The following is a 21,408-nucleotide window of genomic DNA, read 5'->3' as shown; positions in this document are numbered from 1 at the left end:
GTCAGGTCCGGCGCAACGACACGACGCACCACACGCACTTGCCGTTCGGGGTCGGGCGGACGCCCCACCGCTCGGCGAGGTGCGTGACGAGCAGCAACCCGCGGCCGTGCTCGTGCTCCAGGCCGGAGCGCAGCCGCCGGGGGAGGACAGTCGCCTCGTCGCTGACCTCGACCATCACCGCGTCGCGCGCCAGGCGCAGCCGCAGGTCGACCTCGCCCTGACCGTGCGTCAGGGCGTTCGTGGTCAGTTCGTTCGCCAGCAGGGTGATGTCTTCGATCGGCGTGCCGCTGATGCCCCACTCGGTGAGGGTGCCGGTGACGAAATCGCGCACGGCGCCGATCCCCCCGAGGTCCGGTGGCACCGGGAGGATCGCGGACCGCAGGGCGGAATCCGTGTGCGGGATCCGGGCGAGCAGGATCGCGATGTCGTCATCCGGGCCGTCGGGCAGCATCCGTGCGACCAGGGCCGGCGGTCCCTCGTTGAGGTCCTCCGGCAGCTCGCGCAGACCCGCGGCGAGGGACTCGACGCCGATGTCGATGTCGCGGGACCGGCGCTCGACGAGTCCGTCCGTGTAGAGGACGAGCGTGTCGCCGGCGTGCAGTTCGACGGACTCGCCGGACATCGCGATCGGGCCGCTCCCCATCGGCGGACCGGCGCCGTCCGCCAGCACGCGAACGGGGCGGCCGGGGGAGGCGAGCAGGGGCGGCAGGTGCCCTGCGTTGGCGAAGGACAGCGTCCGCTCGACCGGATCGAACACCGCGTAGACACAGGTGACGATCTGGTCCTCGCCGAGCTCGCGCACCGCGCCGTCGACGAGCTCGAGGATGTCCGCCGGCGGGAGGTCGAGACGCGCGTAGGCGCGGATCGCCGAGCGCAGCTGCCCCATCACCGCCGCCGCGCGCACCCCGCGGCCCATGACGTCGCCGATGACCAGAGCGGTCCGGCCGGCGCCCAGTTCGATGACGTCGTACCAGTCGCCGCCGACCTGTGTGCCCTCGACGCCGGCACGGTAGAAAGCGGCGACCTGCAGGTAGTCGGGGTCGAAGTCCAAGCCCGGAAGCAGGCTGGCCTGCAGCTCCTCGGCGATCCGGTGCTCCCGGACCGCAGCCTCGCGCGCCGCCGCTTCCGCCGCCGCCTGCTCGACGGCGAGGGTCCGCTCCTCGATGTCCTGGATCGAGCCCAGCAACCGCACGGGGATGCCGTCGGCGTCGCGCTCGACCTCGCCGTCGATCTGCATCCGTACCGGTGAGCCGTCCGCCCGCCGGAACGTCGCCTCGACGGAGATCCGTCCTCCGTTCCGACCCGCGAGGAGGGCGTCGATGACCTCCTGGCGGGACTCGGGGAACAGGTAGGTCTCGGCCGCCTGTTCCATGTCAAGGTCGGCGAAATCCTCGGCCGTGGCGCCCAGCATGCGTGCGAACTGCGTGGACGTAGTGATCTGATACGTCCTCAGATCCACGGCCCACGAGCCGACCCGTGCCAATCGCTGCGCCTGGTCGAGGAGGGCACGACTGTCCTCAAGGGCGGCGCGCTCACGCGTCGCCTGCTTGAGCCCGAGGTTCGCGCGGATGCGGGCGAGCAGTTCCCTCGCGGTGAAGGGCTTGGTGAGGTAGTCGTCCGCGCCGGCCTCGAGTCCATCGGCGACGCCGTCCTCCCCGGCACGCGCGGAGATCATGATCACCGGCAGGTCCGCGGTCGCCGGGTCCGCGCGCAGTCGCGCGACCAGACCGAAGCCGTCGAGTCCGGGCATCATCACGTCGGTGAGCACGAGGTCGGGCAGGCTCGTGGTGACGTGCTCCAGGGCGTCCAGGCCGTCGACGGCCAGGTCGACCGTGTAGGTGCCCCCGAGCAGCGAGGCCAGGTACGCCCGCATGTCGGCGTTGTCGTCGACGACGAGGATCCGGCCGTGCGACTCGTCGCCGGTCCCGCTCGGCGCCATCGTCGTCGTTGCGGTCGTGCCGACCCACCGGGCGGCCTCGTCGAGGAAGCGGCGGACGTCGGTGCGGATCTGCGGGTCGGTGGCCTCGCCCTCCGGCGGCGTGGCTGCGGGCGGCGCGATCGGGACCCGCACGGTGAACACGGACCCGACGCCCGGAGCGCTCTCCAACTCCACCGTGCCGCCGAGCAGGTCCACCAGTTCGGCCACGAGCGCGAGCCCGATGCCGGAGCCCTCGTGCGACCGCGAACGCGCGCCCTCGACCCGCGTGAACCGCTCGAAGAGCCGTGCCTGGTCGGCGGGCTCGATTCCGATGCCGGTGTCGCGAACCGTGAGTTCGAGGGACGAACCCGCGTGGGAGTCCGGCATGCGCAATGCGACCGAGATGCCGCCGGCGAAGGTGAACTTCACGGCGTTCGAGAGCAGGTTGAGGACGATCTTCGCCCACATGTCGCGGTCCATCGGGACCGGACGTCCGGCCGGGGGCAGCTCGGTGTCGAGCGCCAGCCCCGCGGCCAGGGCGACCGAGTCGAACATCCGCACCAGGTCGGCCGTGTAGGAGGCGAGGTCCAGCGGTTCGAGCGTCGGAGTCACGCGCCCGGCCTCGAGGCGTGAGAAGTCGAGCAGCGTGTTGACCAGGCCGAGCAGCCGCTCGGCGTTGCGCAGCGCGACCTCGACACGGTCGCGGTGGACCGCGGCCAGCGGATGCGCGGCGTCGCCCAGCGCGTCCCCGAGCGGCCCGAGCATCAGCGTCAGCGGAGTGCGGAGTTCGTGGCTGATGTTCGTGAAGAACTGCGTCTTCGCGCGGTCGAGCTCGGCCAGCTCCTCCGCGCGGCGGCGCTGCTGGGCGTAGATCGTCCCGACGTTGAGCGCACCGCTGATCTGACGGGCCACCACGTGCAGGAAGCCGCGGTACGGGTCGTCGAACGGACGGTGCGGCGTCAGCCCGACGGCGAGCCAGCCGTGCGGCGCGGCCCCGGCCGACGTCAGCGGCAGGACCTTCATCCGCGTCGGCGGGTTCGGCGGGCCGCCGGGCGTCAGCGTCCCGAACTTCTCGGGGAGCTCCACGACGACCGGGTCCCGCTCGGGCAGCGGCATCTCGACCGCCGGTTCCTCGGTGAGGCCGACGAGAGCGTCGAGCCGAGCCTCGGACGTCTTGTCGCCGACCGCCGTGTAGAGCGCGGCGAAGGGGAAGTCGAAGCGGTTGCGGTCGAGCGCGCCGGCGACCGCGGTGCGGATCTCGGCCACGTCGAGCAGACCGGCGGTGGCGGCCCCGAGGTCGCGGAGCGTCGCCATGCGCCGGGTGGCGACGACCCGGGCGGTGTCCTCACTGACGACGCAGAGCATCCCGGCGACCGTGCCCTCGTCGTCGGCGAGCGGGCTGTAGGAGAAGGTGTGGTACGTCTCCTCGGGGTAGCCCGAGCGCTCCAGGTAGAGCAGCAGGGCCTCGTCCCAGGTGGCCTCGCCGGTGGTGATGACGCTCTCGATCCGGGGCCCGATCTCGGGCCAGATCTCGGCCCAGACCTCGCGGGCGGGCCGGCCGAGCGCCCAGGGGTACTTCGTGCCGAGCGTGTCGCGGCGGTAGGCGTCGTTGCAGAAGAAGGTGAGCTCCGGCCCCCAGGCCATCCACATCGAGAACCGGGACCCGAGCATCGTTCGGACCGCGGTCTGGAGGCTCTGGGGCCAGGTCTCCGGAGGGCCGAGCGCGGTCTGCGCCCACGGCACGGCGGCAAGGTCACGCTGCAGCCGGGGCTGATCGTTCATCGGTAAGCGAGCTCCGGACCGTTGGGGCGGTCGCGTCGACCGAGTGGAGTCTCGCTGAGAGTGACGTGCCCCGCAAGTCCGCCCCCCGGGCGGCAGGAAGTCGGGAATCGCTATACGGTTGCTCGACATTGGATAGTGGTAGTAGAGGACCCCGACCGGATGGAGATGGACATGGGCCTGCGTATCGGTGACACCGCCCCCGACTTCGAGGTCGAGAGCACCCAGGGCACCATCAAGTTCCACGAGTGGATCGGCGACTCCTGGGCGGTGCTGTTCTCCCACCCGAAGGACTTCACCCCGGTCTGCACGACCGAGCTCGGCTACATGGCGCGCATCAAGCCCGAGTTCGACAAGCGCAACACCAAGATCATCGGCATCTCCGTCGACTCCACCGAGGACCACGAGGGTTGGGCCCGGGACATCGAGGAGACCCAGGGCACCGCGCCGAACTACCCGCTGATCGGCGACAAGGACTACGTCGTCGCGAAGGCGTACGGGATGCTCCCGGCCGAGACCGAGGGTGAGGCCAAGGGCCGCACCGCGATGGACAACTTCACCGTCCGGAACGTCTTCGTCATCGGTCCGGACAAGAAGATCAAGCTGATCCTCGTCTACCCGATGACCACCGGCCGCAATTTCGACGAGGTCCTGCGGGTCATCGACTCCCTGCAGCTGACCGCGAACCACAAGGTCGCGACCCCCGCCCAGTGGCAGCCCGGCGACGACGTCATCATCGCCGGCTCGGTGAACAACGACCAGGCCAAGGAGATCTTCGGCACCTGGAAGGAGCCGAAGCCCTACATCCGGATCGTGCCGCAGCCGAAGTAGACGGCCTACCTGAGGGACCGTCAGGGACGGAACGTCGCCGCGAGGGCCAAGCCGTCGCGGCGCACGTTCGGTTCGGCCGGCTTGTCGTTGCGCGGGGTGTGGTCGCGCGGGCTGTCGTCGCGCGGGTGTGTCTCGAGGTCCGGGTGCTCCTCGATGATCTCCTCGCCGCGCTTCTTGAAGAACGAGAAGCCCGGGATTCCGAGCACCGCGCGGCGTACGTCGTCCATGACGTGCAGCAGTTCGTTGATGTCCGGTCCGACCCGGTCCAGCGTGCCGAGGATCGGGAGGACGTCCTCCCGCAGTGACCGCGTCAGGGTCGGGAGTTCGTCGACGAGCCGGATCGCGGCCTCGACCTCCGTGGGCGAGAGTCCGTTGGCGAACTTCTCCAGCAGCGGCAGGACCTTCTGCAGCTCGGGCTGCACCTGCGTGACCATCCCGGCGGCGTCCTGCGTCAGGGTGCGGGCGGAGCCCAGGGTCTCCGCGGCGTCCTCGGTGGTCGCCTCCGCCGCGGCCAGGACGCTGCGCGTGCGGGCGAGCAGGTCCTCCGCGTCCTCGACCAGTCGGACGACGCGGCCGGGCAGTCCCGCCGCGGTGCGGAGGGCGCGGGCCGGTGTCTCGAGGAACAGCACGTCTGCCGACTGCCCGACCGCGGCCTGCGGAAACTAGGCCGGCGGGTCGGACGGCTCCAGGCGCAGGTCGTCCGGCAGGTCCGGCGCCTTCGACCCGTCGAGCAGGCGCGGGCCGGGGATCCCGGCGAACGCGTAGTCGACCGGGTCGCGGCCCGGCTGCAGCACCGTCACCAGGGCCCGGGACCGGCCGGTGACGAGGTCCGCCAGTGCGGCGGCGATCTGGTCGGCCGTCAGCAGCGGGAACTCGGCCGCCTCGAACTGCTGCTGCGCCGCTCCCAGCAGCGGCGTCTGGACGAACCCGGGGCAGACGGCATGGATCCGCACCCCCTCGGTCGCGAGCCCCGCCGCGGTGCTGCGCACCAGCCCGATCACCGCGTGCTTGGTCATCGCGTAGACCGGGTCGGCCGGGACGCCCATCAGCCCCGCGAGCGAGGCGGTGACCGTCACGACCCCCGGCCGCGCGAGGTGGGGGAGCATCGTCCGGAGCCCGTAGACCACCCCGTCGACATTGACCCGCATCAGTTGGGCGTACCGGTCGAGGTCGAGGCTCCCGAGGTCCGTGCCCCCGCCCGCGATCCCGGCGTTGAGCACGAGGGCGCTCAGCTGCCGGCCGTCCTGCTGCAGGTTCGCCGCGACCCGCTCCCACGCGCCGAGGTCGGTGACGTCGAGGACCCGCGCCGTCCCCCCGATCTCCGCCGCGACCACCTCCGCCCGCGGATCGACGTCCCCGATCACGACCTCGTACCCCTCGGCCGCCAACCGCTCCGCCGTCGCCCTCCCGATCCCCGACGCCCCACCGGTGACCAGCGCTGTCCCTCGCGTCTCCATGTCCCCGATTCTCCCGCCCGCCGGATTCCCCAGTGAGCGACCGGCCCCACTGAGCGACAGGGTTGAAACGGATGCGGCGCCTTGGCGGTCGAAAGTCGCCTCAGGCGTTGCAACTCTGTCGCTCACTGGGGCGGAGCCGGATTTCCACAGCCCGCCACACCCCCGAATCTGTCCACAACTCCGGAACCGCGGCCGGAAAAGACGGCCACGCTGCGCGGATGGAACTAGGGGCGGTGTTGGTGGCGTGCGGTGGTGCCGCGCGATGGGAACAGCTGCGAGCGATGGGGGTGTCGGACGCCGAGTTGCGCGCCGCGAGAGAAGGTCCGCTGTCGATCAGCCACGGCACCTACGCCCTGCCCACCGCGGATCCGGCGCTGGTGCTGGCAGTGCGGAACGGCGGAGCCTTGTCCCATGCGAGCGCGGCGGCGATGCACGGGTTCGCGCTCTGGAATCCCCCTGCCGCCGTGCACATCACCGTCCCCTCGTGCCGGGAGCGGGCGGCGGGGGTCGTTTCCATCGCGCTCGACTTCGCGCGGCGGACCTGCCCGGCTTTCGGCCGCTCACCGCGCCGCTGCGGACCGCGCTGGACTGCGGGCGGACGATGCCGCTGCTCGACGCCGACGTCGTACTCGACTCCGCAACGCACGGCGGCGGGGTGTCGCTGGCGACCCTTCGGACGGCTGCGGATGCCGCGCGGGGTCACGGCGCCGCGGCGCTGCGGCAGGCCGTCCGCTTCGTCGACGACCTCGCGGAGTCACCCCTGGAGACTGTGCTGCGGTTGCTGGTCGTCCTGCTGGGGGCGGACGTCGCGATCCAGGTTCGCTTCCGTGGCGTCGGCAGGGTCGACATCGTGCTCGACGGCTGGCTGGTCATCGAGGCGGACGGGTTCGAGTTTCACTCGACTCGACAGCAGTACCGGGAGGACCGCCGTCGCGGGAACCTGCTCATCGAACGCGGGACGGTCGTGCTCCGCTTTTCCTTCGAGGACGTGCGGTTCCGCCTCCCTGGCGTGCTCGCCCAGATCGAGCGCGTGTGGCGCCTGGGGCCGCCGTGGCGCTCGGGCGCGTGGTCTCCCCAGTGAGCGACACAGTTGCAACACCTGAGGCGCCATCACCGCGCTCCGGCGCCCCATCCGTTGCAACCCTGTCACCCACTGGGGACCGCCGTCCGCGGCTCCCGTCAACACGGACGTAGACCCACCTGGTGGAAATAGAAAGCGATAGGGAAGAATTGGCGCGTGCTTCCCATTCTTTCTTTCTTCCGCAAGGCGACGGTTTCGACGGCTGAGGTGCCGATCTCGGTGCGGGTCGCGGGGTCGGGGCCGGGGTTGTTGTTGCTGCACGGGTTCCCGCAGACCGGGGCGATGTGGCACCGGATCGCACCCGCGCTGTCGACGGACTACACGGTCGTGGTCGCGGACCTGCGGGGCTACGGGGCGAGCGGGAAGCCCGACGGCAAGCCCGGGGGCGAGCTGTACTCCAAGCGCGCGATGGCGCAGGACATGGTCGAGGTGATGGAGGCGCTCGGCTTCGGGACGTTCACCGTCGTCGGCCATGACCGCGGGGGACGGGTGGCGCACCGGATGGCGCTCGACCACGCGGAGCGCATCGAGCAGGTCGCGGTGCTCGACATTCTCCCGACGCACACGGTGTTCCGGAACGCGAACTCCGACCTCGCGCGGTCGTACTACCACTGGTTCTTCCTGAGCCAGCCGTACGACCTGCCCGAGCGGATGATCGGCGCGGACCCGGAGTTCTACCTGCGCTGGTGCTTGCGCAGCTGGAGCACGGACATGCAGGCGTTCAGTCAGCCCGCGCTCGACGAGTACATCGCGGCGTTCTCGGACCCGGCCACCATCCACGCCGCGTGCGAGGACTACCGCGCCGGCGCGGGGATCGACCTCGAGCACGACGAGGCCGACCTCGACCAGAAGATCACCGCCCCGCTGCTCGCGCTCTGGGGCGAGCACGGGTACGTCGGGCGCAAGCACGACGTCGTCGCCGAGTGGCAGAAGAAAGCGGAGGACGTCCGCGGCGAGGCGCTGCCGAGCGCGCACTTCCTCCCCGAGGAGGCGCCGGTCGAGACGTACGCCGCGCTGCGCCGGTTCCTCACGCTCAAGGGCGCCGAGATGCCGGGTCGGCACGACAAGGAACCGCCGGTCTCCCGCTGAGGCGGATGCCCTGCTGGACAAGCGAAACGGCCCCCGGAGCGAACTCCGGGGGCCGTTCTGATGTCGATCAGGTGATCAGTCGACCGGGATGCCGTACAGGTTGGCGGCGTTGGTCGACATGACCTTGCGGATCACGTCCGGGCCCCAGGGCTCGAGCACCTTGAGCGCGTGCTCGACCGGGGAGGGGTAGAGGCAGGTCGGGTGCGGGAAGTCCGACTCGAACAGGACGTTGTCGAACCCGATGAAGTCGAGGACGCGGGACGGCGCGGCCTCCTCGAACCAGAAGCAGCCGTACACCGAGCGGCGGAACAACTCCTTCGCGGTGGGCTGCTCCCACACGCGACCGTCGAGCGAGGTCTCCAGCAGCTGGTAGTCCAGGCGCTCGAGGACGTAGGGGATCCAGCCGATGCCGGACTCCACCGAGACGAACTTCAGGTCCGGCCAGCGGACGAGCAGGTCCGACGTCAGCAGGTTCGCGAGCATCTTCGCGTTGTTCATCTCGAGCAGCACGCAGCCGATCACGTGCGTGCGGATCGGGTCCTGCCCCGGCCACACCCCGGAGGTGAAGGCCTCACGGTCGAACTCGGAACTGCCGACGTGGAAGTTGATCGGGATCTTCAGCGCCGTGCAGAGCTCCCACATCGGGTCCCAGTGCTTGTCGATGATCGGCGGCAGCCCCGCGGCGTGGGGCGCGCTGCTCATCGTGATCCCGGTGAGCTTGAGCTCCTCCTTGCAGCGCTGGATCTCCTGAAGCGCGGCGTCGAGGTCCCAGAAGGGCACGAGGGCCTGCGGGTAGAGCCGGCCGCCGGACGTCGCCTGCATCTCGCCGCACGCGTCGTTGTAGATCTTGAGGATCTCCAGGGCCAGTTCCTGGTTGCTGTGCTTGATCAGCTTGTGCGCGCCGAAGCCGACGACGTTCGGGTAGATGATGTGCGCCCAGACGCCCTGCCGGTCCATCTCCTCGAGGCGCGCGACCGGGTCGTACGACGCGGGGTGGATCTCGTGGATCGGCATCGTGCCGTTCTGGATGTCCCAGTCCAGCAGCGCGGACTTGGTGCCGTCCTTGCGGATCACGCTCGCGCTGCCCGCGGACGAGAACAGCAGGTCGTCGCCGTTGAACTTCCAGCACTGGCCGCCCATGCCGTTGTCGGCGATGTGGGGAACCTGCGTCCGGAACTTCGCCGGGACGCGGGACGTCCACAAGTCGTGCGGTTCCGAGTAGTGAGTGTCCGCGTCGATGACCTTGAGTCCGGCGAGCTCTTCCGGGAAGCCGGGGAAACGGTCCAGCAGCATGCGTGGGTCTCCTCCCTGATTGGTGGAGAACGTAGCAGCGGATCCGCCCTCAATCAACCTCGGTGTTGACTGGCTCTATTTCCAGCGTCTACGGTTATTTCGCTGTCATTGCGCCCCCGTCGACCCCGGGAGTTCTCACGTGTCCTCCACCTTCCCGACCAACGCGGAACTGAATTCCGGCCCCGGTGAGCGGGCGATCATCATCTCCTCGGACGGTCACGCGACCGCGCCGATGAAGGACTACGCGAAGTACATCCCGGCCGCGTACCAGGAGGACTTCGCCGAGTTCTGCGTCGAGTTCGAGAAGGTCGGTGCGCGCACCACGGACCCGGCCAGCCTCCGGAACCGGATGGATGAGTACCTGGTCGAGGAGTGGATCGAGACCGTCATCGAGCCCGGCCGGCTCGAGGGCCAGGGCGACCCGCACAAGCGGATCAAGGAGCTCAACCACGAGGGCATCGCCGGGGAGATCCTGTTCCCGGACTTCGGCCTGCCGTGGGAGCTGCACCCGCCGCTCAAGGCCGCGCTGATCGGCTACAAGCGCAGCCCGGAGAAGGTCGAGGTCGCGAACAAGGCGCACAACCGCTGGCTCGCGGACTTCTGCTCCGCGTACCCCGACCGCTTCGGCGGGCTCGCCGTCGTCAGCTTCGCCGACGTCGACGACACGATCGCGGAGATCCGCTGGGCCAAGGAGAACGGCCTGATCGGCATCGCGCTGCCGAGCCTGGACGAGTCGACGCCGTTCTTCCACTCCCGGCACGACCCGATCTGGGAGGTGCTGCAGGAGCTGGAGATGCCGATCAACAGCCACACGGCGATCTCCTCGATCAGCACCCACATGGCCACCGGGACGCTGATGGCGGTTCCGCACCCGGCGTGCGCAGTACCGATGATGACCGCGCAGGCGTTCTTCTCGACGCAGCAGATCCTCACGCACATGATCTGGGGCGGGGTGTTCGAGCGTTTCCCGGGGCTGAACCTGGTGATGACCGAGCAGGGCTCGGGCTGGGTGATCAGCGCCCTGCAGTCGATGGACTACACGTGGGAGAAGTCCTACCTGCGCCGCGACGTCCGCGAGGTCGTGAAGGAGAAGCCGTCGTTCTACTTCCAGCGCCAGTGCCACATGGGCAGCTCGCTGTTCTCCCGCGCCGAGGCGATCGCACGTCACGAGATCGGCATCGACAAGATCCAGATCGGCATGGACTACCCGCACCACGAGGGCACGTGGGGCGCGGGGCCGGGCACGCTCGACTGGCTGCGGTCCACCCTCGGTGCCGCCGGCGCCTCGCCCGAGGACGCGCGCAAGATGCTGAGTGAGAACGCCGCCAAGCTCTGGGGCTTCGACCTGGACAAGCTCCGGCCGGTCGCCGACGAGATCGGCCTCAAGATGGACGCGCTGCTCACCCCGAACGACTACGACTTCTTCCCCCGGGGCGACGTGCACAAGCCGCTGGCCACGGCGTTCTGATTTCGCTCATCCGAGGCGAGGAGACCTGACGCATGATCAACATCGGCCGGCTCGCGACGAAGACCGCGATCAGCGCCCCCGACCGCGAGGCACTGATCGCGCCGGAGGTCGGCGTCCGCCGCACCTTCGGTGAACTCGCGACCCGCACGGATCTCCTCGCCAAGGCGATGGTCGGGACGCTGGACGCCGGGCAAGGGCAGCGCGTCGCCGCGCTGTCGCGGAACTGCGTCGAGCTCATGGAGCTCTACCTGGCGACGGCGAAGGCCGGTGCGCTGCTGTTCCCGTTGAACTGGCGCTTCTCGCCGGCGCAGGTGACCCAGGCGCTTGCGGACTCGACCCCGTCGGTCGTGTTCTACGCGAGCGAGTTCGCCGACGTGGTCGAGCAGGTGCGCGGCACGGTGGACGTGGCGCAGTGGATCGAGTGGAACCCCGGCTCGTCGTCGGAGTACGAGGACGTGCTCGCGAAGGCGAACTCCGACGTGGCGCTGCCCGACCCGGACTCGCTGCTCCACGAGCCGTACCTGGCGATCTCCACCGGTGGCACCACGGGCATCCCGAAGAGCGCGGTCCACACGCAGTACTCCTACGGGGCCTGCACCCTGGACTACCTGTCCGCCGCCCGGATCAACGCCGACGACAAGTACCTGATGCTGGGTCAGCTCTTCCACGTCGTCGGCTACATGAGCCTGGCCTACCTGGCGATGGGTCGGCCGGTCGTCATCGCCGAGTTCGACGCCGACGCCTGCCTCGACATCATCGAGGCGGAGCAGGTCACCGGCTTCTTCGCGATCGCGACGATGCTGCCCCGGCTCGTGAACGCAGCCCGCGAGCGGAAGTTCAAGGCCACTTCGGTCCGCCAGGTCGAGTACGGCGGCGCCCCGACGGCGGAAGAGGTCATCCGCGACGCCATCGAGGTCTTCGGCTGCGACATGATGCAGGCCTGGGGCATGACCGAGTTCGGTCCCGGCACCTACCTGAGCCCCAGTTCGCACCGGCGGGCCCTGTCCGGCGAGAACCCGGAGCTGCTCAAGGCGTGCGGCACCCCGGCGCTGTTCAGCGAGCTCGCGATCCTCGACGAGGACGGCAACCTCGTGCCGAAGGACGGCGTCACGATGGGCGAGTTGTGCCACCGCGGCCCGAACAACATGGTCGGGTACTGGAACCAGCCCGAGGAGACCGCCGAGACGATCCGGGACGGCTGGATCCACACCGGTGACGGCGCGGCGTGGACCCCCGACGGCCACGTGTTCATCCTCGACCGCATCAAGAGCATGATCATCTCCGGCGGGGAGAACATCTTCCCCTCGGAGATCGAGCGGACCCTCGGCAACCACCCCGGCATCGCGGAGGTCGTCGTCGTCGGCGTCCCGCACCCGGACTGGGGCGAGGTCGTCAAGGCCGTCGTCGTCCAGCGGGCCGGTGCGAACCTCAGCGCCGACGACGTCCGCGACTACGTGGGCGCCGAACTGGCCTCGTACAAGAAACCCCGGATCGTCGAGTTCGTCGCGGAGCTGCCGATGACGCCGACCGGCAAGGTCAACCGCGCTCTGCTGAAGCAGTCGCAGTCGTGACCGCGACGCTGGGCCTCGAAGGCAAGCGCGCCCTCGTCATCGGCGGCGCCGGACCCGGCAACGGTGGCGCGACCTCGCGGGCGCTCGCCGCGCACGGGGCGGCGGTCGCGATCGCGGACTTCGCCGGCGACAAGGCCGAGGCCCTCGCGGCCGAGCTCAGCGGCACCGGCGCCAAGTGCGTCGGTCTGTCGGTCGACGTCCGCGACGCCGCGGCCCTGGAGCGCGTCGTCGCCGACACGGTCGCGGCGCTGGGCGGCATCGACGTCCTCGTGACGGTCGTCGGCGGCCAGACGCTGTTCGCGCCCTGGGTCCGGCTCGACGAGATGACCGACGAGAACTGGGACCTCATCCAGTGGATGAACCTGGGGTACGTCCGCAAGGTCGTCCAGGCCGCCCTGCGCCAGATGCAGAGTCAGGGGACCGGCGGCTCGATCGTGTCGATCGGCTCGATCGCCGGGGCCGTCTCCAGCCCCTACGCCGCGTCGTACGGCGCCGCGAAGGCCGGGCTCGCGAATCTCGCGACTTCCGTCGCGCTCGAATACGCCCGCGACGACATCCGCATGAACATCGTGGCGATCGGTGTGGTCATTTCCGACGCCGCCAAGGCGGTCAACAGCGCGGCTCTCGGAATGGCGGATTCGATCCCGCTCGGGCGTCTCGGAACGCCCGAGGAAGCCGCGAACGCCGTGGCGTTCCTGGCCTCACCCGCATCGAGTTACATCACCGGCCAGACGCTCCGGTTGGACGGCGGCGTGACCAGTCGCTTCCCGCTCCGCGTCCCGTCCGCCCCACCGCACGCCGCCGGCTGAAGCCCAGCTCAGCAGCGGTTTCGGGTGCCACCGGACGGTCTCATGGAGATCGCTCGTGGCGGCTCGTTTCCGCGCCTCGGTGATCTACACGCGTGTTGTCTACGCGGGTGTTGACGAGGGCCCCGGCTGTGGCTACGCTCACACCAATTCCGATTTGGGGACATAAATGTCTGAGACCACTTTTGATCCGGCTGCACTTCGCCATCTGAACGAGTTCTTCGTCGGTGGCAGCTGGATTCCGGCTGCGACGGACGAGCGCGCCGCGGTGGTCAACCCCAGCAACGAGGATGTTCTCGCCTACGTCGCCGAGCCCTCGACCCGCGACGTCGACCTCGCCGTCGAGGCCGCGCGCCGGGCCTTCGACGACGGCCCCTGGCCGACGATGACGGTCGCGGCCCGCATCGCGCACGTCCGCCGGTTCACCGAGGCCCTGATGAAGCGGTCCGCCGAGATCGGCGACGCCTGGGGCCTGGAGTGCGGCCCGACCGCCCCGTTCCGCGACGCGATCAACAACCTGGTCGCGCCGACCGTCTACTCCGACGCCTTCGCGCTCGCCGAGTCGCTGCCCGAGTTCGAGCGCCGCGACGGGTTCGCCGGCCCGGTCGAGATCCACCGCGAGCCGTACGGCGTCGCGGTCTCGATCCTGACCTACAACGGCCCGATGTCCTACGTCGGCATGAAGGTGCTGCCCGCGCTGCTCACCGGCAACGTCGTCATCGTCAAGCTGCCCGTCGAGACCCGGCTGACCGGCCAGCTCTTCGCCGAGGCCGCCGAGGAGGCCGACCTCCCGCCGGGCGTGCTGAGCCTGCTCGCCGCCGACCGCGAGGCCAGCTCCTACCTCGTCTCGCACCCGGGCGTCGACGTCGTCAGCTTCACCGGCGGCACTGAGGTCGGTTCGAAGGTGCTGCACGGCACCGCCGACCGGATCGTCAAGACCATGCTCGAGCTCGGCGGCAAGTCCGCGGGGATCGTCGCCCCGGACGTCTCCACCGAGGACCTGCTCCCGATGGTGCTGCCCGGGCTGCTGCCGTTCCAGGGCCAGGTCTGCGTCGCGCTCACCCGCCTCCTCGTGCCGACCGCTCGCCGCGACGAGATCGCCGGTGCGCTCGCGCAGGTGTTCGGCTCGCTGAAGATCGGCGACGCGATGGACCCGGGGACCGAGTTCGGCCCGGTCGCGGTCGCCCGCACCCGTGACCGCTGCGAGAAGTTCGTCGCCGAAGCCGTCGCCGAGGGCGCGACGGTCGTGGCCGGCGGCAAGCGTCCCGCGCACCTCGACCGCGGCTGGTACTACGAGCCGACGCTGCTGGTCGACGTCGACAACGGGATGCAGATCGCGCAGGAGGAGGTCTTCGGTCCGGTCTTCACCGTGCTCACGTACGACGACATGGACGACGCGGTGAAGATCGCGAACGACTCCCCGTACGGCCTGACCGGTGCGATCTTCACGCACGACGCCGAACTCGCCCGCAACGTCGGCCGCCGCGTGCGCGCCGGCTCGTTCACCCGCAACTCCACCGGCGGCGTGCTCGGCCAGCCGTTCGGCGGGTACAAGCGCTCCGGCCTCGGCCGCGAGATGGGTCTTGAGGGCTACCTCGAATGGACCCAGACCAAGGTCATGAAGATCGACACGACGGCCAACTACCTCGCCTGAGCCACCCGTTCCGGCGAGCCCGGCCAGTCCGTCTGTCCCCACATCCGAGAGGTCGACCCCCGATGAGCAACCGTTCCGTGCGTCGACGGCGGGCGCTGTGCGCCACCGGCGCGTTCGCGATCCTGGCCGGCGCACCGCTCGTGTGGTCCGGGCACGCCACGGCGGCCGGCACGTTCGACGCCACCGCGGCCGCGTACGGCTTCGACTACCTCATGGAGAACGCCTCCATCGCGGCCGGAGTCTCGCCGCAGTTCGCGGGTCCGGTCGCGCAGGCGGCACTGACCTCGCTGCCGTCGGGCACCTCGTTCGCGTCGCTGCCCTACCCGGGTGAGGTCGCCGCGGGTGTGCCCGGCCTGATCCCGAGTATCGTGCAGGGCCTGCCGCAGACGCCGGCCTACCCCTTCATGGTCACCTCGGGCCTGGGACAGGGCAAGCAGGAGATCAATCAGCCCGGCATCTCGATGCGCGCCCAGACCGAGGAGACCGACGCGAGTTCGCACGCCGTCTTCGGGACCGAGGGCAGTGGGTCGGTGTCCGACGCGGTCGTGCGCGTCAGCGGCGAGCGGGTCAGTGCTGACGCCGTCGCGCGGCACGCGGCGCTCTCGATCGGCGACCAGGGCGAGATCGGCCAGGTCATCTCGAAGGCCTCGGTGCTCCGCGGCTACGACGGCAAGGTGACGAAGACGTCGAGCCTGTCGATCAGCGGCATCCGCTTCCCGGGCCTGGAGTTCACGGTCCCGGCGAACAGCCCGGCGCCGGCGCCGGTGCCGAACACCCCGCCGTTCCCGCAGATCCCATTGCCGTTCGCGGGCATGACCTTCCACGCCCCGACCTTCGGCTTCTACGACGGCCAGTTCACCGTGCAACTGCCGGGCGCGGGCCCGCAGCAGTACGCGGTCGACAACGCCGCCGTCGAGAAGGCGTTCGAGGCGCAGGGCATGCGCATCAGTTACATCAAGGCCGTCGAGACCCCCACCGGGATCACCGGCGCGACCTTCGCGCTGCACTGGAAGGCGCCGGCCCCGCCGGACAACCCGCTGTACACGGGCCCCACCGACTTCACGCTGGTCTTCGGCCGCGCGAACGCCTCGATCAGCAGCGAGGGCAGCACCGCGTTCTCGCCGGTACCGGGTTCCACGGACGGGGCGCTCGGCGGCTCGGCAGCTCCGGGCGTCGACGGCGCCGGGACCGGCGGTGTCCTGCCCGGCGCGGTCGACGGTGCCGGACTGCTGCCCGGCGGCCTCGACGGTGCGGGCGCTCTCCCCGGAACTGACGCGATGTCAGGCGGCGTGCCGACCGCGAACCTCGTGCCCGCCGCGGACCGGGTTCAGGCCGCGACCACCACGTTGAGCATCGACGCCCTGTCGAACCTCTACTGGGTCCTGGTGGCGGCCGGTGTGATCGCCACGTTCTCCATTCCGACTCTCCGACTCTTGGGAGCGCGATCTCGATGAACCCGATGACATTCCTGCGCGCACAGTGGGACCGGGTGGGCGCCTGGGTCTGCATCGCCGGTGGAGCGATCGTGCTGCTCCTGGGCTGGTGGGGGATCAGTGGCACCACCAGCGTCGGGCGACAGCTGCCCTACATCATCTCCGGTGGTCTGTTCGGCGTCTTCCTGCTCGGCCTCGGCGGCCTGCTCTGGGTCTCGGCCGACCTGCGTGACGAGTGGCGCGAACTGTGGAGCATCCGCGACGCGCTCGTGAAGATCGCGGCGGGGCAGGGCGGCAACGTCGAGAACTCGGCCTTCGCCCTGACGCCGGAGGAGCACGAGGAGGCGGCCGCGGTGCTGGCGGGTGGTCAGCTGCACCCGGTCTCCGCGTCGAACGGCTCGTCCTCTTCCCACCGTCGCCGCAGCACGGCGGTGAACGAGGCATGAGCTGGGTGCTCGACGGCCCGTGGCAACGCCGCGAGGTCGTCTGGCCGAGCGTGCGCATCGGCGCCGGCCTGCTCGGGATCTGGGTCGCCTACTTCGGGTGCAGCGGCACGCTGGAGTGGACCGACCAGACCGTCTGGATGGCAGTCGGCAGCATCGCGCTGATCGTGTCGCTGTCGGGTGTGGCGGGCTGGATCCGGGTCGGGCTGCGGAACCTGCGTCACCTCGAGCGCCTCATGCTCGGCACCGCCCGCGCGCAGTTCGCCGGGGCAGCGGGTGCGATCCGCGCCGACGTCGCGGCGGAGAGCCGGTCGAGCGACCTCGTCACCGTCCCGGGGACCACCCTCGTCCATCGCGCCGACTGCCTGTTGGTGGCCGGCAAGGCCGTGGCGGCCGCGCCCTCGCCGGCCGGCCTCGACCAGTGCGGGATGTGTGAGCCGTGAGCGAGTACGTGACCTTCCTGGTCATCGGCGTCACCGTCGGCACCGTCTACGGCCTGTCGGCGATGGGCCTGGTGCTGACCTACAAGACGACCGGTGTCTTCAACTTCGGCCACGGCGCGATCGGCGCCGGCGCGGCCGTCATCTTCTACAAGCTGCGCGACGACGGCGGGCTGCCGCCGTGGATCGCGGCCTTCCTCGCGATCGTCATCTTCGGCATCGTCGTCGGCGCCGCGTTCGAACCGATCGCCCGACGCCTCGCGCAGGTGTCCACGACGTACAAGGTCGTGGCGACGGTCGGTCTGATCGTCGCGGTGCAGGCGCTCGTGCAGCTCATCTACGGCGTCGTTCCGATGTCGGTGAGCCCGGCCCTGTCGCAGAAGCGGGCCTTCACGCTCTCCGGTGTTCAGGTCACCTACGAACAGGTCCTGGTCACGGTCTTCGGTGTCGTGTCGGCGATCGCCCTGTACGCGTTCTTCCGCGCGACGCGAACCGGACGTGCGATGCGCGCGGTCGTCGACAACCCCGAGCTGCTCGACATGACCGGTGTCTCGCCGACGAAGGTCCGGCGCACCGCGTGGATGATCGGCTGCGGGTTCGCCGCCGTCTCCGGCGTCCTGCTCGCCTCGCAGCAGCAGCAGCTCGACGTCACCCTGCTCTCGCTGCTCGTGGTCCAGGCGCTCGGTGCTGCCGCGATCGGCGCGTTCACCAACCTCCCGATGAGCTTCGCCGGGGGCATCATCGTCGGCGTCGTGCAGGCGCTGATCTCCAAGGAGGCCAGCAGCAACGTCTCGCTGCAGGGCCTCGACACCAACGCGCCGTTCATCATCCTGTTCCTCCTGCTCCTCCTCATCCCGAAGAAGCGGCTCGTCGAGCTCGGCCAGACCGTGAAGGCGCGCAGCTCGGTGCGCGAGCCGCTGCCGGTGCAGTTCCGCTCCTCCGCGGCCGTCGTCGTGCTGGCCGGCGCGTGCGTCGTCCCGTTCGTCGTCGAGGAGAAGCTGGTCACCTGGAACGTCGCGCTCTCGCAGGTGCTGCTGTTCCTCTCCCTCGGTCTGCTGGTTCGGACGTCGGGTCAGATCTCGCTGTGCCAGATGGGCTTCTTCGCCATCGGCGCCGCGGCATTCGGGCACGCGCTCGGCAGCGGCACCCCGTGGCTGATGGCGGTCCTGTGGGCCGGCGCGGTCGCGATCCCCGTCGGTGCGCTGATCGCGATCCCGGCCATCCGGCTCTCCGGTCTGTACCTCGCGCTCGCGACGCTCGGCTTCGGCGTCCTGCTCGCGAACTACTTCTACCCGCGCAGCTACTTCTTCGGCAGCCGCGTCGGTCTGCAGACCGGGCGACCGGGCTGGTTCGAGAGCGACAAGGCCTACTACTTCCTGCTGCTGGGGATCGCGATCGCGGGCATCGTGCTCGTCGCGCTCATCGAGCGGGCGCGCCTCGGCCGCCTGCTGCGCGGCATGGCGGACTCCCCGGTCGGCCTGACGACGCTCGGCCTGTCGGCCAACGTCACGCTGGTCCTGGTGTTCTGCCTGTCGGCGTCCATGGCGGCGATGTCCGGTGCGCTCAACGCCTCGGTCTTCGGCGGAATCACGCAGGACTCGTACTCCTACGTGTACTCGCTGATCTTCCTCTCCGTGCTGGTCATCTCCGGCACGTCGACGATCGTCGCGGCGATCGTCGCCCCCCTGCTCTCGGTCGTGGCCCCGGTGTACATCGACAACCCGGACGCCGCGCTGTACCTGCAACTCGGGTACGGCGTCGCGGCGATCGCCACGGCGATGCTCGCGGAGGGCGGTGGGTCGGCCCTGCTCGGCCAACTCACCCGCAACCGCGGCCCCGAGGGTGCCGCCCCCGCACGCTCCCTGCGTCGCTTCGGCGACGCCACCCCGAACCTGACCGGTTCCCGTCTCCAGGAGGTCCGTTCCCATGCGAACGCCTAGTCCGTTCCGATCGACGCGGGCTCGCACGGGCCCGTCCGCCGGACGCATCGCAGCGGTCGCCGTGGCCGTCGGTCTCGTCCTCGCCGGGTGCGGTTCGCGGGTCGACGAAGAGGTCGCGGAGGCCGCGCCGGCCGGGGTCACCTCCGACGTCGGCACCGGCGCCGTGACTCCCGGCACCGACCCGGCCGGCGGAGTCGTGCCTGGCGCCGGCACCGGCGCCGTACCGGGTGCGGTCGCCCCGGGCACCACGACGACGAACACCGCGCCGAACGCCGCCGCCGGTGGGAACACCGCGACGACGAACAACTCGTCCGGGACCAAGGGCAACACGGCCGGGACCAAGGCGTCGGGCGGCAACACCGCGCAGACCCCCGTCGCGGCCGGCTGCAAGCAGCAGGGCCCGCCGGTCGTCATCGGTCAGGTGGGCACGTTCAGCGGTCTCGTCGGCGCGAACTTCGCCGGCGCCATCAAGACCTCGTACGTGTGGGTCAACTACATGAACGCCAAGGGCGGCCTGGGCTGCCACCCGATCCGGTTCATCCAGATCGACGACCAGTCGAACCCGGCGCTGAGCCAGGCCGCGGTCGAACGCCTGGTCTCCAAGGAAGGTGCGATCGCGATCTTCGCGGCCTTCGTGCCGCTGGACGTCGCGGGCTTCCAGGCCGGACTGAACAAGATGAAGGTCGCGGCGATCGGCGGTGACCAGGCCGCGCCGGAGTGGAACTCCAACCAGTACATGTACCCGGTCGGTGGGACGCCGCGCGCCGGCATCGCGGGCTCGGTCCAGCAGGCCGCCGAGGCCGGCGGCAAGAAGATCGCCGTCCTGTACTGCGTCGAGGCATCGCCGTGCGGGTCGAACTTCAACGACACGATCATCAAGGACGGCTACGCGAAGAAGTTCGGCATGGAGGTCGTGTACTCCGGGTCGGTCTCGATCACGCAGCCCGACTACACCGCGCAGTGCCAGAACGCGAAGAACGCCGGTGCCGACGTCGTCGCCTGGGGCCTCGACCGTGCGGGTCTGCAGCGAGCCGCGAAGTCCTGCGCGGCCATCGGGTACTTCCCGAAGCTGCCGTTGATCGCGCTGCAGGGGAGCTTCGACCCGAAGGACCCGAACCTCCGTAAGTCCGGGGCGTTCCTGTCCAGCCTGTCGTTCCCGTACCTGGTCAACAACACGCCGGCGACGAAGGCGTACCACGAGGCGATGCAGAAGTACGCCCCCGGCGCGGCGGTCGACACCTCCGGTTCGGGCACTTGGGCCGCTGGTCAGATGCTCGCGAAGATCGTCGAGAAGCTCGGGCCCGAGGCGCAGACGCGGCCGCTGACGAAGGAGGACATCTTCGTCGGCGCAGGCAAGATCAAGAACGAGACGCTCGACGGGATCATCCCGGCCACGACGTACAAGGCCACCGGACCCCAGCCGGAGAACCTCTGCTACTTCGGGATCCGGTTCAACTCCGACGGCACGTTCAACGCGCCGAAGGGTCTGAAGCCGACCTGCCTGTAGCTACTGCTTTCCCTTCGCGGTCCCCGCGGCCTCCTCGGCCCCGGGGACCGCGAAGCCGGAGAGGAAGATGCGCGCGAACCCGTCGGCGATCTCCTCCGGCGGGACGGGGTAGGTCGGGCGGTACCAGCGGTACATCCAGTTGACCGTGCCGAAGAGCGCCATCGAGGCCACGTTGATCGGGATGTCGTCGCGCAGTGTCCCTTCCTCCTGGCCCTGGCGGAGGATCGAGCGGACCAGCGCCTCGTACTGGCGTGTCTCCTCGATGACGTCGATCGCCCATTCGCTGTCCTGGCGGGCGATGCGGCCGAGGTCCTCGATGTAGACGTTCATGTGGGGGTAGTTCTCCGCGTAGGAGATCACCATCGACTCGATCAGCGCGCGGATCTTCGCCGGCGTCGTGTCCTTGCTCTTGCGGATGGCGTGCGCGGCCTCCATGTCGCGGGCGAGGGCCTCGCGCACGATCTCCTGCAGCAGTTCTTCCTTGCTGCCGAAGTAGTAGTAGATGGAGGCGCGCTCGGTGCCGAGGGCTTGCGCGACGTCCTTCAGCGTGGCCTCGTACCCCTTGTCCCGGAACACGTGCGCCGCGGCGCGGACGATCTCCTTGCGGCGTGCGATGTAGGCCGCACTGCCCTCTTCCATCGCGGCCTGGCGCCGCGCCTCAATTCCACTGCTCGCCATGGCGCGAATTATCGCATCAT

At 70.0% G+C, this 21,408-nt stretch carries 17 protein-coding genes; 12 read left to right on the top strand and 5 right to left on the bottom strand.

The window, feature by feature from the left end; genetic code table 11:
• Window position 1: 1 nt before the first annotated feature.
• A complete protein-coding gene (locus SPOPO_RS27990; RefSeq protein ID WP_019873847.1) occupies window positions 2-3,700 on the bottom strand; it encodes a SpoIIE family protein phosphatase in 3,699 nt (1,232 codons plus the stop codon).
• 171 nt (window positions 3,701-3,871) lie between these two features.
• On the opposite strand from SPOPO_RS27990, the gene SPOPO_RS0105800 reads away from it, so the two are divergent.
• Window positions 3,872-4,528 carry a peroxiredoxin gene (locus SPOPO_RS0105800; RefSeq protein ID WP_028984549.1) on the top strand — a complete coding sequence of 219 codons (657 nt, stop codon included), beginning with the start codon at window positions 3,872-3,874 and terminating at the stop codon, window positions 4,526-4,528.
• A gap of 20 nt (window positions 4,529-4,548) precedes the next feature.
• Here SPOPO_RS0105800 and SPOPO_RS27985 read toward each other — a convergent pair whose 3' ends face one another.
• Complete coding sequence (locus SPOPO_RS27985) at window positions 4,549-5,157, bottom strand: hypothetical protein (RefSeq protein ID WP_019873845.1); 609 nt, start codon at window positions 5,155-5,157, stop codon at window positions 4,549-4,551.
• A gap of 33 nt (window positions 5,158-5,190) precedes the next feature.
• A complete protein-coding gene (locus SPOPO_RS27980; RefSeq protein WP_033384920.1) occupies window positions 5,191-5,985 on the bottom strand; it encodes an SDR family oxidoreductase in 795 nt (264 codons plus the stop codon).
• A 484-nt stretch (window positions 5,986-6,469) separates the two neighbouring features.
• Here SPOPO_RS27980 and SPOPO_RS34725 point away from each other — a divergent pair, with 484 nt between their 5' ends.
• Both SPOPO_RS34725 and SPOPO_RS27970 read left to right on the top strand, forming a co-directional pair.
• A complete protein-coding gene (locus SPOPO_RS34725; RefSeq protein WP_169577162.1) occupies window positions 6,470-7,066 on the top strand; it encodes an endonuclease domain-containing protein in 597 nt (198 codons plus the stop codon).
• A gap of 165 nt (window positions 7,067-7,231) precedes the next feature.
• Window positions 7,232-8,155, top strand: a complete 924-nt coding sequence (locus SPOPO_RS27970) for an alpha/beta fold hydrolase (protein WP_051098509.1) — start codon at window positions 7,232-7,234, stop codon at window positions 8,153-8,155.
• Between the two features lie 75 nt (window positions 8,156-8,230).
• On the opposite strand, the gene SPOPO_RS27965 is transcribed toward SPOPO_RS27970, so the two are convergent.
• Window positions 8,231-9,448 carry an amidohydrolase family protein gene (locus SPOPO_RS27965; RefSeq protein WP_019873841.1) on the bottom strand — a complete coding sequence of 406 codons (1,218 nt, stop codon included), beginning with the start codon at window positions 9,446-9,448 and terminating at the stop codon, window positions 8,231-8,233.
• A 139-nt stretch (window positions 9,449-9,587) separates the two neighbouring features.
• On the opposite strand from SPOPO_RS27965, the gene SPOPO_RS0105770 reads away from it, so the two are divergent.
• The 9 genes from SPOPO_RS0105770 (at window position 9,588) to SPOPO_RS0105730 (ending at window position 20,710) form a co-directional block, all read left to right on the top strand.
• Window positions 9,588-10,916, top strand: coding sequence for an amidohydrolase family protein (locus SPOPO_RS0105770; RefSeq protein ID WP_019873840.1), 1,329 nt, complete (start codon window positions 9,588-9,590; stop codon window positions 10,914-10,916).
• Between the two features lie 32 nt (window positions 10,917-10,948).
• Window positions 10,949-12,487: an AMP-binding protein gene (locus tag SPOPO_RS0105765; RefSeq protein ID WP_019873839.1), complete on the top strand. Its 1,539-nt coding sequence runs from the start codon at window positions 10,949-10,951 to the stop codon at window positions 12,485-12,487.
• On the top strand, window positions 12,484-13,296 hold the full coding sequence (locus tag SPOPO_RS0105760; RefSeq protein ID WP_019873838.1) for an SDR family NAD(P)-dependent oxidoreductase: 813 nt from the start codon (window positions 12,484-12,486) through the stop codon (window positions 13,294-13,296). The genes SPOPO_RS0105765 and SPOPO_RS0105760 overlap by 4 nt, the downstream gene beginning before the upstream one ends.
• A gap of 166 nt (window positions 13,297-13,462) precedes the next feature.
• Window positions 13,463-14,947, top strand: a complete 1,485-nt coding sequence (locus tag SPOPO_RS0105755; RefSeq protein ID WP_051098283.1) for an aldehyde dehydrogenase family protein — start codon at window positions 13,463-13,465, stop codon at window positions 14,945-14,947.
• A gap of 62 nt (window positions 14,948-15,009) precedes the next feature.
• Window positions 15,010-16,401, top strand: coding sequence for a hypothetical protein (locus SPOPO_RS0105750; RefSeq protein WP_019873836.1), 1,392 nt, complete (start codon window positions 15,010-15,012; stop codon window positions 16,399-16,401).
• A complete protein-coding gene (locus SPOPO_RS35035) occupies window positions 16,398-16,826 on the top strand; it encodes a hypothetical protein (RefSeq protein WP_019873835.1) in 429 nt (142 codons plus the stop codon). Before SPOPO_RS0105750 ends, SPOPO_RS35035 begins: the two co-directional genes overlap by 4 nt.
• Window positions 16,823-17,266, top strand: a complete 444-nt coding sequence (locus tag SPOPO_RS0105740) for a hypothetical protein (RefSeq protein ID WP_019873834.1) — start codon at window positions 16,823-16,825, stop codon at window positions 17,264-17,266. Before SPOPO_RS35035 ends, SPOPO_RS0105740 begins: the two co-directional genes overlap by 4 nt.
• Window positions 17,263-19,203, top strand: a complete 1,941-nt coding sequence (locus SPOPO_RS27960) for a branched-chain amino acid ABC transporter permease (RefSeq protein WP_019873833.1) — start codon at window positions 17,263-17,265, stop codon at window positions 19,201-19,203. The genes SPOPO_RS0105740 and SPOPO_RS27960 overlap by 4 nt, the downstream gene beginning before the upstream one ends.
• A complete protein-coding gene (locus tag SPOPO_RS0105730) occupies window positions 19,190-20,710 on the top strand; it encodes an ABC transporter substrate-binding protein (RefSeq protein ID WP_169577161.1) in 1,521 nt (506 codons plus the stop codon). The genes SPOPO_RS27960 and SPOPO_RS0105730 overlap by 14 nt, the downstream gene beginning before the upstream one ends.
• Here the strand turns inward: SPOPO_RS0105730 and SPOPO_RS27955 are convergent, their stop codons facing one another.
• Window positions 20,711-21,388 (bottom strand): TetR/AcrR family transcriptional regulator, encoded by a 678-nt coding sequence (locus tag SPOPO_RS27955; RefSeq protein WP_033384918.1) that lies wholly within the window; start codon window positions 21,386-21,388, stop codon window positions 20,711-20,713. It abuts the gene before it with no gap.
• Window positions 21,389-21,408: the final 20 nt, after the last annotated feature.

It is taken from the genome of Sporichthya polymorpha DSM 43042 (assembly GCF_000384115.1).
Taxonomy (GTDB): domain Bacteria; phylum Actinomycetota; class Actinomycetes; order Sporichthyales; family Sporichthyaceae; genus Sporichthya; species Sporichthya polymorpha.
This window is presented reverse-complemented; position numbering and strand designations above follow the sequence as displayed.

Excerpts from the sequence above, each read along its gene's own strand:
- SPOPO_RS0105800 (WP_028984549.1), top strand. The coding sequence starts at position 3,872 with ATGGGCCTGCGTATCGGTGACACCGCCCCCGACTTCGAGGTCGAGAGC.
- SPOPO_RS0105730 (WP_169577161.1), top strand. The coding sequence starts at position 19,190 with ATGCGAACGCCTAGTCCGTTCCGATCGACGCGGGCTCGCACGGGCCCG.
- SPOPO_RS0105765 (WP_019873839.1), top strand. The coding sequence starts at position 10,949 with ATGATCAACATCGGCCGGCTCGCGACGAAGACCGCGATCAGCGCCCCC.
- SPOPO_RS27980 (WP_033384920.1), bottom strand. The coding sequence starts at position 5,985 with ATGGAGACGCGAGGGACAGCGCTGGTCACCGGTGGGGCGTCGGGGATC.
- SPOPO_RS0105750 (WP_019873836.1), top strand. The coding sequence starts at position 15,010 with ATGAGCAACCGTTCCGTGCGTCGACGGCGGGCGCTGTGCGCCACCGGC.
- SPOPO_RS27965 (WP_019873841.1), bottom strand. The coding sequence starts at position 9,448 with ATGCTGCTGGACCGTTTCCCCGGCTTCCCGGAAGAGCTCGCCGGACTC.
- SPOPO_RS0105740 (WP_019873834.1), top strand. The coding sequence starts at position 16,823 with ATGAGCTGGGTGCTCGACGGCCCGTGGCAACGCCGCGAGGTCGTCTGG.
- SPOPO_RS27990 (WP_019873847.1), bottom strand. The coding sequence starts at position 3,700 with ATGAACGATCAGCCCCGGCTGCAGCGTGACCTTGCCGCCGTGCCGTGG.
- SPOPO_RS27955 (WP_033384918.1), bottom strand. The coding sequence starts at position 21,388 with ATGGCGAGCAGTGGAATTGAGGCGCGGCGCCAGGCCGCGATGGAAGAG.
- SPOPO_RS0105755 (WP_051098283.1), top strand. The coding sequence starts at position 13,463 with ATGTCTGAGACCACTTTTGATCCGGCTGCACTTCGCCATCTGAACGAG.
- SPOPO_RS35035 (WP_019873835.1), top strand. The coding sequence starts at position 16,398 with ATGAACCCGATGACATTCCTGCGCGCACAGTGGGACCGGGTGGGCGCC.